The organism is Aeromonas sp. S15(2024), assembly GCF_041402265.1.
GTDB classification, from domain to species: domain Bacteria; phylum Pseudomonadota; class Gammaproteobacteria; order Enterobacterales; family Aeromonadaceae; genus Aeromonas; species Aeromonas dhakensis.
Window position 1 is genome coordinate 58,961 of sequence record NZ_JBGLQY010000013.1, and the last position, 14,124, is coordinate 73,084.

The following is a 14,124-nucleotide window of genomic DNA, read 5'->3' on the forward strand; positions in this document are numbered from 1 at the left end:
AGTGCCCTGTACGCACTCCTCCCTGAAACCTGCCGCGTCGTGGCGGCGTGCCCCCCGGTGTGGCCGGGGTGGCGTCAGCTGGCAGAAAAACGGAGGGTGGCCTGCGCCACCCTCTTGCATCACTCGGCCTTGCCTTGTTGCTTGGCCCGCATGATGTTGATGATCTCGATATCGGTATCCAGCATCCCCTGCTTGGAGAGGCGGCCCAGGTTGGCGATGGTCTGATCCACATCGTCGGAGACGATGCCTTCGCTCTGGGGGACCCGCAGATTGTTGATGGCCATCAGCGAGGATTTCACCGCCGCCGAGGTGGAGGTAGAGACCTTCATGGAACAGGCGCTGCCGGCACCGTCGCAGATGATACCGGAAACGTCGCCAATCATGTTGTTGATGCAGTGACTAATTTGCTCGAACTGACCACCCAGCAGCCAGGTGATGGCGGCCCCCGCCCCCATGGCGGCGGTGCTGGCGGCACAGAGGGCCGACAGCTTGTTCTGGTAGGTCTTGATGTAGATGGCGACCAGGTGGCTCATCACCAGCGCCCGGGTCAGCTGCTCGTCGCTCGCCTTGAGGAAGCGGGCGGCGGCGACCACCGGCATGGTGGCGGCAATGCCCTGGTTGCCGGAGCCCGAGTTGGACATGGCGGGCAGCATGGCACCATCCATCCGCGCGTCGGAGGCGGCGGAAGAGAGGCGCATGGCCAGGGTCATCAGATCATCGGAGAGCAGCTTGCGCTCCACCTGCTCGGTGAGGATCTTGCCGATGCGCAGGCCATACCCCTGCAACCCTTCGTCCGCCAGCGCCTGGTTCATGGTGGCCGCCTCGCGGATGAAGTCGATCTCGGCCAGCGGCACCTGCAGGGCGAACTCCACGATCTCGCGCAGGGTCATGGCGGGCTTGCTGGCAGGCGCGGCCTGGATCTGCACGCCGGGGGCGCTGTCCTGCGCCATCAGCACCTCGCCATCGCGCTCCATCAGGATGATGCGGGTGTGGTCGGTACAGATCACCACCCGGGCGCTGTGGCCCTCTACCTCTGCCAGCACCTCGGCGTAGAGCACGTCCGGCACATCCTTCACGTCCACCTTGATGGCGGGCAGCAGCGCCTTGGCGGCTTCAACCTGATCCGGCGTGAGGGTCTTGAGCACCTCCAGCCCGGCATCCGGGTTGCCGCCGGTGATACCGACAGCGGCCGCCACCGGCAGCCCTATCATGCCGGTGCCCGGCACCCCGACCCCCATGCCGTTCTTGAACAGGTTGCCGCTGACCCAGACGCTGACGCGGGTCGGCACCTGCCCCAGCAGCTTGCGGCAGTTGGCCGCCGCCAGCGCCACCGACATGGGCTCGGTGCAGCCAAGGGCCGGCACCACTTCACGCTTGAGCAGGGTAATAAAGTCGGTCCATTGTGCGTTCATTGCGATGTGTCTCATGTTCATGGTGCCCGCATAGGGGCGTGTATTGTGCTGTCCGGCCCGCCGTGCAACGGCGGAGCGACATATAACCAGTATGGCGGGAGATGCCGGTCTGGCGGCAGCCGAATGAGGGCCGCGCCTATGATCGGAGCCGCTGCGGCGCTGGGCAATCCGATCAACTTTTGGTAACTCTAAAGCAATAGGACTCAAATAAAATTGAGCCGACTCGCTTTTTGCGCAGGCATTATGCCCCACTGGCGGTGAAGTGCCACAAAATGTGAACAGGCGCACAACAGGGCGATAGCGGCCCGGTGCCGCCGGTTCAAGAGGGGGTCAGAGCCCGTAGCGGGTCAGCAGGGCCTGATACTCGGGGGTCTGCTTGAAGGCCTTGAGGGCGAGGGAGAACTGATAGGCCAGCCGTTCGTTGCCGGGCCTGTGGGTAAAGGCGAGAAAGTTGCGGTTGCTCTCGGTCACCATCTTCTCGCTGTGACCGATCTGATCCTGCAGACCCTGCCCCTTGAGCAGGTAACGGCCCACTATCTGGTTCATCACCACCGCATCCAGCCGTCCGGCCATCATCAGGTGCAGCTGCTTGATCATGTTGTTCTCCCCGGTCATGGGCACCCGGGTGAACAGGGCCGAGGTCAGGAAGGGTTCGCCATAGGCGTAATCGGACTGAATACCAATGCGCAGCCCCTTGAGGCTCTCCAGGCTCTGATAGTCGACAGGCTTGCTGAAGGGGAAGAAGATCACTTCACCGCTCTGGGAGAGGGGCTCATCAGGATAGTGCAGCCACTCCAGCCGGCGCTCCTCGAAGAAGGCGTCGACGATGGCATCGCCGCGCTGGAACCTGGCCTCCTGCAGCACCCGCTTCCAGGGCAGCACCTTGACCGTGGTCTGGTAGCCCATCCGTTTGAGCACGGTGCGGGCCAGCTCAAGATCGGCACCACCCAGACTGCCGTCGTCGAGGCGCATCACATAAGGCGGCCACAGCTCGGTGAGCAGGGTCAGGGTCGGCGGCTCGGCGGCCTGCACCAGGCTCCCCCACCAGAGACAAAACAGGATCCATCCTTTCCGCCACACCATGCCGCGCTCTCCCTCTGTGCATTGGCTGAGGATATACCAAAAAGTAAGTAATAAAAAAGGAGGCCGCAGCCTCCTTTTTGCTTTCCTCTCCGGCGCTTACAGCGCTTTCAGGATGGCCTCGACGCTGGCCTTGGCATCGCCGAACAGCATCTGGGTGTTCTCTTTGAAGAACAGCGGGTTCTGCACACCGGCATAGCCAGTGTTCATGGAACGCTTGAAGCCGATGACGTTCTGCGCCTTCCACACTTCCAGCACCGGCATGCCGGCGATGGGGCTGCCCGGATCTTCCATGGCAGCCGGGTTGACGGTGTCGTTGGCACCGATCACAAGCACGGTGTCGGTATCGCTGAAGTCTTCGTTGATCTCGTCCATTTCCAGCACGATGTCGTACGGGACTTTCGCTTCCGCCAGCAGCACGTTCATGTGGCCAGGCAGACGACCGGCAACCGGGTGGATACCGAAGCGCACCTTGACGCCGCGATCACGCAGCTTCTGGGTGATCTCGGCCACCGGATACTGGGCCTGCGCCACCGCCATGCCGTAGCCCGGGGTGATGATGACGGAACTGGAGTTTTTCAGCAGCTCGGCCACGTCTTCGGCGCTGGTCTCGCGGTATTCGCCCATCTCCTGGTCGGCCGTGGAGGCCACACCGTCGGAGCCGAAGCCACCGGCGATCACGGAGATGAAGGAGCGGTTCATCGCTTTACACATGATGTAGGAGAGGATCGCACCGGAAGAACCCACCAGGGCACCGGTGACGATCAGCAGGTCGTTGGAGAGCATGAAGCCCGCCGCCGCCGCCGCCCAACCGGAGTAGGAGTTCAGCATGGAGACCACCACCGGCATGTCGGCGCCGCCGATGGAGGCAACCAGGTGCCAGCCGAAGGCGAAGGCGATCAGGGTCATCACCAGCAGGGCGAAGGTGGAGCCACCGGCGTTGACGAAGTGGATCATCAGCGCGATGGAGACCACCACGGCCAGCAGGTTCAGCTTGTGGCGGTGCGGCAGCATCAGCGGCTTGGAAGAGATCAGGCCACGCAGCTTGCCGAACGCCACCACGGAACCGGTGAAGGTCACCGCACCGATGAAGACGCCCAAGAACACTTCCACCAGGTGGATGTTCAGCATGGCGCCGGTCAGGTGCTCGACCTGGGCGACGCTGTTGGCCTGTTCGAAGGCGGCGCGGGCTGCGGCCAGAGTGGCATCCAGGTTGGAACCGACAGAGACCACTACTTCAGCCGGAGCAGACGGGTGCAGATCGATGAAGCTGTTGAAGCCCACCAGCACGGCCGCCATACCCACGAAGCTGTGCAGCACGGCCACCAGCTCGGGCATTTCGGTCATCTCGACCTTGAGCGCCAGACGCACGCCGATGGCACCGCCGATCACCATGGCCAGGATGATCCAGTGAACGCCACTGGTTTCCGGGTTGAATACGGTGGCGAGCAGGGCGATGGCCATACCCGCGATACCGAACAGGTTGCCATGTTTGGCCGTCTCTTGCTTCGACAGTCCCGCGAGACTGAGGATGAAGAGCACGGCGGCAACGATATAGGATGCTGTTACCAGTCCTTGAGACACGTTAAACCCCCTTAATCCTTACGGAACATCTTCAGCATGCGCTGAGTGACGGTGAAGCCGCCGAAGATGTTGATACTGGCAATCAGCACGGCGATGAAGGCCAATGCGGTGACCAGGGTCGACCCTTGCCCAATCTGCAGCAGGGCACCGACCACGATAATGCCGGAGATGGCATTGGTGACCGACATCAGCGGCGTGTGCAGGGCGTGAGAGACGTTCCACACCACGTAGTAACCGACCACACAGGCCAGGATGAATACGGTGAAGTGAGAGAGGAACGCGGCAGGCGCCACGGCAGCAACCCAGCCGAAGGCGGCGATGCCGAGGGCACCGAACACGAACTTCTTGTTGGAGGGTTTGGCCTCTTCTTTCTTGGCAGCCGGTTTGGCGGCGGCCGGCTTCTGCGGGGCGGCAGAGACGGAGATGGCGGGCGGCGGGAAGGTCACTTCACCGGCCTGGATCACCGTCATGTTGCGCTGCACCACGTCTTCGAAGTCGATGGCGACGTTGCCGTCCTTCTCCTTGCACATCAGCTTCATCAGGTTGACCAGGTTGGTACCGTAGAGCTGGGAGGATTGGGCAGGCAGACGGCCCGGCAGATCGGTGTAACCGATCACCTTGACGCCGTTGTCGGTGACATGCAGTTCACCCGATACCGTGTATTCGCAGTTGCCGCCAGCCTGGGCAGCCATGTCCACGATGACGGAACCCGGTTTCATGCTGTCCACCATCTCTTTGGTGATCAGCTTGGGTGCCGGCTTGCCCGGGATCAGGGCGGTGGTGATGATGATGTCCACTTCCTTGGCCTGCTGGGCAAACAGCGCCATCTCAGCCGCGATGAACTCTTCGCTCATGACCTTGGCATAACCATCGGAGGAGGAACCATCCTCGCCGCCGAAGTCGAGCTTGAGGAATTCACCACCCATGGACTCGATCTGCTCGGCCACTTCCAGACGGGTATCGAACGCACGCACGATGGCACCGAGGGAACCGGCAGTACCGATGGCGGCCAGACCGGCGACACCGGCACCGATCACCAGCACCTTGGCGGGCGGCACTTTACCGGCGGCGGTGATCTGGCCGGTGAAGAAGCGACCAAACTGGTGCGCGGCTTCAACGACGGCGCGATAGCCACCGATGTTGGCCATGGAGGAGAGGGCATCGAGGGACTGGGCACGGGAGATCCGCGGCACCATGTCCATCGCCATCACATTGATGTTGCGCGCGGACAGCTTCTTGACCAGCTCAGGGTTCTGGGCGGGCCAGATGAAGCTCACCAGAGTGGCACCATCTTTAATTTGTGCGATCTCGGCATCGGTCGGCGCATTGACCTTGAAGATGAGGTCGGCTTGCCAGACGCTCGGCACCACGCTGGCACCGGCAGCCTCGAAGGCGGCATCATCGAAGCTGGCCAGCAGGCCGGCACCGGCCTCGATAGCGACTTCGAAGCCGAGCTTTTTCAGCTGCTCAACGGTGGCCGGGGTCGCTGCGACCCGGGTCTCACCGGCGAGACTCTCTCTCGGTATTCCAATCTGCATGACTATTCCCTGATGGTTAATAAACAATCGCTGCCCAGTGTCGCATTTCTGGCGAAACAAGACATGACCAAAGTGCAGGTCACGGGCCCTTTGTTATGAAAATCAGTAGGCTTTACCTCAACCTCCTGTCATGGTCAGGCCCCCGCTTTTCAGGCGCGAAGGTGATTAGTATCAAATTTTGGAGTTTTATTACAACCGCAGTCCCGGCAGCGCGCGTACAGAATTCAGCCCGTCCCGGACCATGATTTAAAAAAACAAACCAAATTAGCGACTTATACCAGTAAAAAGCGCTGGAAAAAGTGATCCAACCAGTCAAAAAAAATGTTTTACCGGCCCTCTATCTTAGCGCTTTTTGTTCTTACGAAATCCGCACGGATCACAGATATCAGGCCGAAAACGAAAAAAGTAACTGTTTTGTAACAGACAAGGGGCCGTCTACCCGCCAAATAGGCGGATCCGGCCCCTGTTATTTAATCGTTTCGATGGTGACTGACCGGTGCGCCCGGCTTACCAGGCCGCCTCATAAATATGCTGGCTCTGCACCAGGTCGATATCGCCGTGCTCGCCGATGGCGGTCATGCCGTGTTCCGCCAGCTTGCCGAGCAGGGTATCAATTCCTGCGTCCGCCACGCCGTAATCCCGCAGCCGGGTCTTGATCCCCATCCGCTCGAAGAAGTCGCGGGTGGCGGCGATGGCGCCGTCGATGCGCTCAGCCTCGCTGCCACTGCGCAGATCCCACACCCGCTCGGCGTATTGCAGCAGCTTGGCGTGTTTCTGCTGGCGCTTGGCCTGCAGCAGGGCCGGCAGCACCACCGCCAGGGTCTGGGCGTGGTCGAGGCCGTGCAGGGCGGTGATCTCGTGGCCCAGCATGTGGGTGGCCCAGTCCTGCGGTACACCGGCTCCGATCAGGCCGTTCAGCGCCAGGGTGGCACTCCACATGATGTTGGCGCGCACCTCGTAGTTTTCCGGTTCCACCAGTGCCTTGGGGCCCTCTTCCAGCAGGGTCAGCAGCAGGCCCTCGGCGAAGCGATCCTGCACCTTGGCGTTGACCGGGTAGGTGAGGTACTGCTCCAGGATGTGCACGAAGGCATCCACCACCCCGTTGGCCACCTGACGGGCCGGCAGGGTGTAGGTGAGCACGGGGTCGAGCACGGCAAAGCGCGGCATCACGAAGGGCGAGAAGAAGTGCACCTTGTCGCCGGTGCTGCGCCGGGTCACCACGGCGCCCATGTTCATCTCGGAACCGGTGGCCGGCAGGGTCAGCACGGCGCCGAGCGGGATGGCGGAGCGCACTTCGTTGCCCACGGTCTCGAGGATGTGCCAGGGATCCCGGGCCGGATCATAATGGGCAGCCGCGGCGATGAACTTGGTGCCGTCCAGCACGGAGCCGCCGCCGACAGCCAGCAGGAAGTCGACCCGCTCGGCGCGGGCCAGCTCGACCGCCCCCATCAGGGTTTCATAGGTGGGGTTGGGCTCGATGCCACCGAATTCAAACAGGGTCATGCCGGCCAGTTCGCTGCGGATCTGGGCCAGCAGGCCGCTGCGCACCACGCTGCCGCCACCGTAGGTGATGAGGATGCGGGCATCGCGCGGCAGCTGTTCACGCAGCTGGGCGACCTGGCCCTTGCCGAACAGGATCTTGGTCGGGGTATGCAGGGTGAAGTTGTTCATCGACATTGCCTTTTTAGTCTCTGGCGGCCAGGCCGCAAAAATGTGATTGCATTTTTCTCCAGACAACCAATACCATCAAGACAACATCCTGCTAGTTCTTTGCCTATTTCTACAAAGCAGCCAGAACAGACTCCAAGAGCATACCATGCAGACACGCTACACCGACCTCGCCGCCAAGCTGGCTCGCCACGTCACCGCTCCCGGCATCACTCCCTCGCCGGTGGATCAGGTGAGCCTCATCTACACCACCGAATACCACGGCCGCACCCCGGTGCTCTACCAGCCGCGGATGATAGTGATCCTGCAGGGACACAAGGTGGGCTATCTGGCGGACCAGGTGTTTCGCTACGACCCCAACCACTACCTGCTGATGACCCTGCCGCTGCCCTGCGAGTGCGAGTGCTTCGCCTCCCCCGAGCAGCCCCTCATCGGCTTCTCCCTCGAGATCAACCTGGTGACCCTGCAGGAGCTGTTGCTGGAGCTGGGGGATGCCCTGCCCGCCCCCGCTCCGCAAAAGAGCGGCGTGCACTCGGTGCCCCTGTCGGAGGCCATGTTCTGCGCCGCCGAGCGGCTGATCGATCTGATGGACAAACCCCACCACGCCCGGGTGCTGGGGCCGCAGACGGTGCGGGAGATGCTGTTTTACGCCCTGCACGAGGGGGGCGGCCCGGCGCTGCAGGCGCTCGCCAACCGCCACAACCATGTGGGCCAGATCGCCCGGGTGCTGCGTATGATAGAGCAGCGTTTCGCCGACAACCTGACCATGGAGGAGCTGGCGCGGGAGGTGAACATGAGCGTCTCCGCGTTCCACCACCACTTCAAGGCGGTCACCGCCACCTCGCCGTTGCAGTACATCAAGTCGTTTCGCCTCCACAAGGCGCGGATGATGATGCTGCACGACGGCATCAAGGCGGGCACCGCGGCAACCAGGGTCGGCTACGAGAGCAACTCCCAGTTCAGCCGGGAGTACAAGCGCTTCTTCGGCAGCACGCCGACGGATCAAGCCTCCCGCTTTCGGGAAGGCCAGCTGCGCATCATAGAGGGATAACCAGAGAGGAATTGTTCATGCGTACACTGCTTTGCCTGCTCACCGCCTGCCTGCTGACGGCCTGTACCGGCCTCGCCGACGGCATCCGACCCGTTACCGGCTTCCAGCTCGACCGCTACCTCGGCACCTGGTACGAGATAGCCCGCCTCGACCATGGCTTCGAGCGCGGACTGGAGCAGGTGAGCGCCACCTACAGCCTGCGCGACGACGGCGGGGTCAGGGTGCTCAATCGCGGCAAGCAGAGCGACGGCAGCTGGCGCGAAGCCGAGGGCAAGGCCTACTTTGTCGACAAGCCGGACGAGGCACGGCTCAAGGTGAGCTTCTTCGGCCCCTTCTACGGCGGCTACAACGTCATCGAGCTGGATCCCGATTATCAGCTCTCGCTGGTGACCAGCTACAACCACGACTACCTCTGGATCCTCGCCCGTTCCCCCAATCCGCCCAAGGCCAACGTGGATGCGCTGATCGCCAAGGCCAAGGGGCTGGGCTTTGCCACCGATCAGCTGATCTGGGTCAAGCAGCCCCCTGAGCCTGTCGTGAAATAAGCAAGGGCAGCCCGTGGGCTGCCCTTTGTCATGAAAGATTGTCTGAGGATCAGAGCCGGAAGCGGCCGATCTCCTGTTCCAGCCGCTCGGTCAACCCCTTCAGCTCGGCCGCCTGCGCCGCCTCCTGATTGGCCTGCTCGGCCAGCTCCTGGGAGACGTGGCGGATGTTCTCGGTGTTGCGGCTGATCTCGCTGGTGACCGAGGTCTGCTCTTCGGCCGCCGCCGCAATCTGGGTCGCCATGTCGCTGATGGAACCGATCGCCTCGTTGATCCGCGCCAGGCTCTGGTTGGCGGACTCCGCGTCCTCCACGCTGGTACCCGCCAGCTGGCGACTGGTCTCCATGCCGCCCACCGCCCGGCGGGTGGTCTGCTGCAGGGTCTCGATCATCTGCTGGATCTCGTCGGTGGAGTCGTGGGTGCGGCGCGACAGTACCCGCACCTCGTCCGCCACCACCGCAAAGCCGCGCCCCTGCTCGCCGGCCCGGGCCGCTTCGATGGCGGCGTTGAGCGCCAGCAGGTTGGTCTGCTCGGCGATGCCGCTGATGGTGGCCAGAATGCCGCTGATCTTCTGGGCATGGGCATCCAGCTCCACGATGATCTGGCTGGCGTCGGCCACTTCGTCTGCCAGCCCTGTGATGCTGCGCTGGCTCTGGCCGACCTGCGACTGGCCGGATACCGCCAGCTTGACCGCATCGCCCGAGGTAGTGGCGGCAAACTCGGCGTTGCCGGCGATCTCCTGAGTGGCGGAGGCCATCTCGGTCACCGCGGTCGCCACCATCACGATCTCGTCCTGCTGCTGGCGCACCCGCTGACTGCGGGACTGGGCCCCGGCCGCCTGGGCGCGAGACTGGGCCGCCAGCTCGACGGTGACGTCACGCAGTCGGCTAACGATGCCGTGCAGCCGCGCCACGAACTGGTTGAAGCTCTCCGCCAGCTGACCCACCTCGTCCTTGCTGCGGGTGTTGATGTGGACCGTGAGGTCCCCCTCGCCGTGGGCGATGTCGTGCAGCGCGCCAGCGACCCGGCCCAGATCGGCAAACAGATACTTGAACATGGCGGTGAGCAGGGCGCTGAACACCAGCATCAGCACCAGGGTCAGCCCCACCAGCTGCCACAGCAGGGTGGCGAGCGGTGCCTCCAGCACGTCGCGATACATCACCATGGCCAGCAGCCAGTCGGTGCCCGCCACCGGTTGCACCGCCAGCAACACGTCGCGCCCGTCGAGGGTGGCGGCGTGCAGCTCGTTGTTCTCGCGACCCCACTGCTGGAAGGTGGCCGCCGACAGATCAGGGGAGAGCTCACCAATCTGCTTGAGCGCCAGCTCCTTGTTGGGGTGACCGACGATGAGGCCGCTGCTGTCGAGCAGCATGGCGTACCCATCCCCCTGCACCTGCATCGCCAGCACCTCGTCGATCAGCTTGTCGAGCGCCAGGTTGGCCCCCACGGCGCCGACCAGCTCGCCCTGATGGCGTACCGGTTCGGAGAGGGTGACCACCAGCTTCTGCATGGTGACGCTGACATAGGGGGCGGTGACGATAAGCTGCCCCGCCTTCACCGCGTCCTGATACCAGGGGCGCTCGCGCGGGTCATAGTTGCCGGTATTGAGGGAGGGGTCCTGGCGGGTCATCACCCCCTGGGTAGAACCAAAGTAGGTAAGCCCGAAGCCACCCGAGGTGTAGGCCTGCTTCAGGTGAGGCACCAGCTCGGCCTGCGGGTTGTCGGCGATCAGGTTAACCAGCGCGTGCACCGTGTTCTTGCGATCCGCCATCCAGTCGCCGATGGCGACCGAGTAGGCGTGGCCATAGTTGACCGCCTCGCTCTGGATGGCGCTCATGGTGCGGGATTTGAGGGTGTGAAAGGCAACGATGCCGAGCAGTGAGGCCATCAGCAGCACCACCCCCAGACTGGTGGCCAGCAGCTTGCCGCGCAACGAAAGTGTCATGACTACGGATCCTTGTTGTTGTGACGGGCCAGGGAGAGACCCTTGTTTAATCAAGGCTATCGGCCACATGCTGAACAGACTTTAGTGAATCCTGTCGATTTATCATGACTCGGCAACAGGTTGTGCCACAGCTCACGAAAAACCACCCACTCTTCGGCCGATATCCGTCTCGACAAATGGCTATGCAGGTGCGCAATCCGTGCTAGTTTGGACTCCTTCAAACCCTGATGGATAACCCTGCCATGCCCCGAAATATAGAGACCAAAGCCAGCATAGAGCGGATAGATGACCTACTCCCCAAGGCACTCGCCATCGCCGATCAGGGCCCCGTCGAGATCGAGCAGGATGACACCTTCTTTCGCTGTGACGCCGGTCGTCTGAAGCTGCGAACCTTTTCCCCCTCGGCCGGCGAGCTCATCTTCTACCGCCGCGCCGATCAACAAGGCCCCAAGGAGAGCTTCTATCAGCTGACCCCGACACATGAACCGGATCGCCTGCGGGAGACCCTCAGCCTGGCCTGGGGCCAGATCGGCAGGGTACAGAAGAAGCGCACCCTGTTGCTGGTCGGCAGAACCCGGATCCACCTAGATCGGGTGCAGGGGCTCGGCCATTTCCTCGAACTGGAGGTGGTGCTGGAGGAGGACGAGCCGCTTGAGGCGGGGATGCAGGAAGCCAACGACATCATGGCGCAGCTTGGAGTTGAGCCCTCCCGGCTGATAGAAGGCGCCTATCTGGATCTGCTTTTCCGGCAGCAGGCCTGAATGCAACAAGGCCGCCCGCAGGCGGCCTCCCATACTCTGCCCGGCAGGGCTACTTGACCCGGGCGATGGCGGTATTGAGCCGCATATTGGTTGCATCCAGCCCTGGGGTCTGACCATGAAAGTCGAACTCCAGCCTGACGCCGGGGCGAAACAGCAGACAGTGGGTGGAGCCGCCGAAGTGGAACATGCCGAGCGGATCCCCCTTCTTCACCCGATCCCCCGCCTGCACCGTGATCTCGCAGCTCGACACCTCGGCCATCCCCACCGGCACCACGCACATCAGACCGATTTTGGGGTTGTCCGCCTCGATGAAGATGAGTGCCCGGGTCGCCACCGAGGTGAGGAACGGCTGGGAGTTGTTGGGGGCGCTGGGATCCGCCCCCTGCGGGTCGGCAAAGCCTTCGAACTGGTTCTCCAGATAGTAGGTGCCGTTGACGATGCGCACCTTGCGGATGGTGCCGCTCACCGGGCTGTGCCAGCGGTGGTAGCTGAGCGCGCTGAGGAAGGCCTGATAGACGGTGCCGCCCTCGAAACGGGGGGCCAGATCGTCAAAATCGAGCATGTTCTCCAGCGAATAGGGCTGCCCCTTGAGCCAGAACTGATCGCTGCGGCTCACCTCCTTGCGCACCTGCAGCGGCGCCGATTCGCAGGCGTTGACGATGACATTGTCATCCGTTGGCGCCGAGACCGGCCGCACTCCGGCCCGAAAACGCCGGGTGAAGAAGTCGTCCCAGCAGCTGAACCCGTGGTATTCGGCCGCCGGCTCGCACTCGAAGATCTGCTCGAAACTGCCCGGCGTGGGGTTGGGCCCCTCCCCGACCGCTTCGTTCGCCACCTGCACCATCTCGGCCTTGGCTGCCTTGCCAAGCCAAGGCACCACCAGGGTCTCGCGATCCAGCCTGCTTACCGGCTCGGTCAGCACATAGCGGGAAGCCGGGCTTTGCAGGAACTGGGCCCAGTAGTCGAGGATCTTCTTGAACTGCTGGTTGACCAGGGCATTGGCAAAAAACTGGTAGCCGAAGCGGGTGGCCATGGGCCAGTCGAGCAGGGCATTGATGGGAAAGCCGATGAGGCCGGACGGCTCCTGGCTGGGGATGTCCTGATAGGCCTCGGGTGCAGTGGTCATGATGCCGTTGAGCAGGCCGAGGAACTCCTCGAACGAGCGCACCTCAGGCTGACCGAGCGGGGTCTGGTGCTTGTGGCGCCAGGCCTCCTTGAACATGGCCTCGGCCTGGGCATGCAGCGCCGGGTCGGCATTGACCAGATCCCGCAGCTCGGCGATGGGGGGGACCAGCGCTCTCGGCTGCTGGTTCACGTAGTGCTTGATCCGCCGGATCCAGCGCTCGACATGGGCCCCATCCTGGGGGATCCAGCCGCCGGGTCGGGACTTGTTCAATCGGGTTTCCACTGCCTTGTTCATGGTTCGCTCTCCTCAGCTGATGTTCACGCCCACAATCCACGGCTTGAGCATTGAGTGCCGGCCTGCCAGCGGCATGCCAGGGCACCGACCCTGTTATGTAGCACAGGGGGCCCGGCAGCACGATTGCCAGAAACGACAGGGCAGAGTGGCGCAATAGCGACTAGCGGTTGGGATAGGCGGGTATGGGGAGAGCAACCAGGCCAGGAGAGCATGCGGCACAAGGGATGTGCAAATGGAGAGTGGCAGGCCCGGAAAAGCGAAAAGCCAGCTCAATGAGCTGGCTTTTCTGAAAATGGCAGGGGCGGCAGGACTCGAACCCGCAACCATCGGTTTTGGAGACCGCTGTTCTACCAATTGGAACTACGCCCCTGCAACAAACGAGGCGTAGTATACAAAGCGGGTTTCAAAGGTAAAGGCTTTTTTCTCACTTTCGGTGCGATTGCGCAAAGGACGAGCAGATCCCGCCAATTTATGCAGCTCCAATGGGTAACCTGCTGTATTTACAGCCTTGTTTGGGTAGGAAACTGACCGCAATGGGGGTAGGGTTAAGCTTGGGGCCAGGCAAGAAGGGGGCTGCACATGCTTAATTACCGGTTACTGCAACAACTTGCACCGCTCAACTTCAGGGATGAAAGCAAAACCGAGACGCTGCCCGACTATCTGGCGCGGGTCGCCCCGCTGGTGCCCTTCATTCCCGAAAATGTGCTCATCCAGTGGATTTATCGCCATTGGCGCGGTTTTGAGTCCAACTGGAGCTTTATCGATCTCGCCCGCCATCAGTTCGAATGCGAGAGCTGGCCCACCGCACGGATCATCGACCAGATAGACTCCCGCCATATGGAGGTGATCGAACGCTGGGGCGAGATGTTGCGCAGCAACCGCTACGTGCGCAGCTCCTGGCTCGGGGAGAGGATGTTGCGCGAAGGGAGCTGGCCAGAACCCATCATAGTGCTGGCATCGACGGCAGGGGACAGCTACCCGAACGGACAACCCCTGCCCCACCCCTACTGTCTGCTGGAAGGGCACCACAGGCTCGGCTATCTACGTGCCATGGTGCATGATGACGAGCCACTGCAGTCCCAGCATCAGGTGTGGGTTTGCCGACCTGTTCGCGGCACTTAAA

General features: G+C 62.6%; 11 protein-coding genes and 1 tRNA gene. 4 read left to right on the plus strand and 8 right to left on the minus strand.

The window, feature by feature from the left end; translation table 11 throughout:
* Positions 1 to 119: 119 nt before the first annotated feature.
* The 5 genes from ACB033_RS19905 to yqhD form a co-directional block, all read right to left on the minus strand.
* Positions 120 to 1,427 carry a serine dehydratase subunit alpha family protein gene (locus ACB033_RS19905; RefSeq protein WP_206866034.1) on the minus strand — a complete coding sequence of 436 codons (1,308 nt, stop codon included), beginning with the start codon at positions 1,425 to 1,427 and terminating at the stop codon, positions 120 to 122.
* A gap of 315 nt (positions 1,428 to 1,742) precedes the next feature.
* Positions 1,743 to 2,495: an ABC transporter substrate-binding protein gene (locus ACB033_RS19910; RefSeq protein WP_139724381.1), complete on the minus strand. Its 753-nt coding sequence runs from the start codon at positions 2,493 to 2,495 to the stop codon at positions 1,743 to 1,745.
* Positions 2,496 to 2,591: 96 nt separating this feature from the next.
* Positions 2,592 to 4,076: a Re/Si-specific NAD(P)(+) transhydrogenase subunit beta gene (gene pntB, locus ACB033_RS19915; protein ID WP_005306445.1), complete on the minus strand. Its 1,485-nt coding sequence runs from the start codon at positions 4,074 to 4,076 to the stop codon at positions 2,592 to 2,594.
* An 11-nt stretch (positions 4,077 to 4,087) separates the two neighbouring features.
* Positions 4,088 to 5,614: a Re/Si-specific NAD(P)(+) transhydrogenase subunit alpha gene (gene pntA / locus ACB033_RS19920; protein ID WP_017764816.1), complete on the minus strand. Its 1,527-nt coding sequence runs from the start codon at positions 5,612 to 5,614 to the stop codon at positions 4,088 to 4,090.
* A gap of 507 nt (positions 5,615 to 6,121) precedes the next feature.
* On the minus strand, positions 6,122 to 7,285 hold the full coding sequence (yqhD, locus tag ACB033_RS19925; RefSeq protein WP_005306449.1) for an alcohol dehydrogenase: 1,164 nt from the start codon (positions 7,283 to 7,285) through the stop codon (positions 6,122 to 6,124).
* Positions 7,286 to 7,430: 145 nt separating this feature from the next.
* On the opposite strand from yqhD, the gene ACB033_RS19930 reads away from it, so the two are divergent.
* A complete protein-coding gene (locus ACB033_RS19930; RefSeq protein ID WP_017764818.1) occupies positions 7,431 to 8,333 on the plus strand; it encodes an AraC family transcriptional regulator in 903 nt (300 codons plus the stop codon).
* Positions 8,334 to 8,350: 17 nt separating this feature from the next.
* Positions 8,351 to 8,878 (plus strand): lipocalin family protein, encoded by a 528-nt coding sequence (locus ACB033_RS19935; protein WP_021470044.1) that lies wholly within the window; start codon positions 8,351 to 8,353, stop codon positions 8,876 to 8,878.
* A gap of 49 nt (positions 8,879 to 8,927) precedes the next feature.
* Here ACB033_RS19935 and ACB033_RS19940 read toward each other — a convergent pair whose 3' ends face one another.
* On the minus strand, positions 8,928 to 10,820 hold the full coding sequence (locus tag ACB033_RS19940) for a methyl-accepting chemotaxis protein (protein ID WP_139724383.1): 1,893 nt from the start codon (positions 10,818 to 10,820) through the stop codon (positions 8,928 to 8,930).
* A 242-nt stretch (positions 10,821 to 11,062) separates the two neighbouring features.
* Between ACB033_RS19940 and ACB033_RS19945 the strand changes: the two genes are divergently transcribed.
* Positions 11,063 to 11,581, plus strand: coding sequence for a class IV adenylate cyclase (locus ACB033_RS19945; protein ID WP_139724385.1), 519 nt, complete (start codon positions 11,063 to 11,065; stop codon positions 11,579 to 11,581).
* Positions 11,582 to 11,630: 49 nt separating this feature from the next.
* On the opposite strand, the gene ACB033_RS19950 is transcribed toward ACB033_RS19945, so the two are convergent.
* Both ACB033_RS19950 and ACB033_RS19955 read right to left on the minus strand, forming a co-directional pair.
* The gene (locus tag ACB033_RS19950; protein WP_139724387.1) at positions 11,631 to 13,001 is read right to left on the minus strand and encodes a phosphatidylserine decarboxylase family protein; all 1,371 of its coding nucleotides are present in this window, start codon (positions 12,999 to 13,001) and stop codon (positions 11,631 to 11,633) included.
* A 293-nt stretch (positions 13,002 to 13,294) separates the two neighbouring features.
* Positions 13,295 to 13,371 (minus strand) — tRNA-Trp (locus ACB033_RS19955).
* Between the two features lie 209 nt (positions 13,372 to 13,580).
* Here ACB033_RS19955 and ACB033_RS19960 point away from each other — a divergent pair.
* The gene (locus ACB033_RS19960; RefSeq protein WP_139724389.1) at positions 13,581 to 14,123 is read left to right on the plus strand and encodes a hypothetical protein; all 543 of its coding nucleotides are present in this window, start codon (positions 13,581 to 13,583) and stop codon (positions 14,121 to 14,123) included.
* Position 14,124 lies beyond the last annotated feature (1 nt).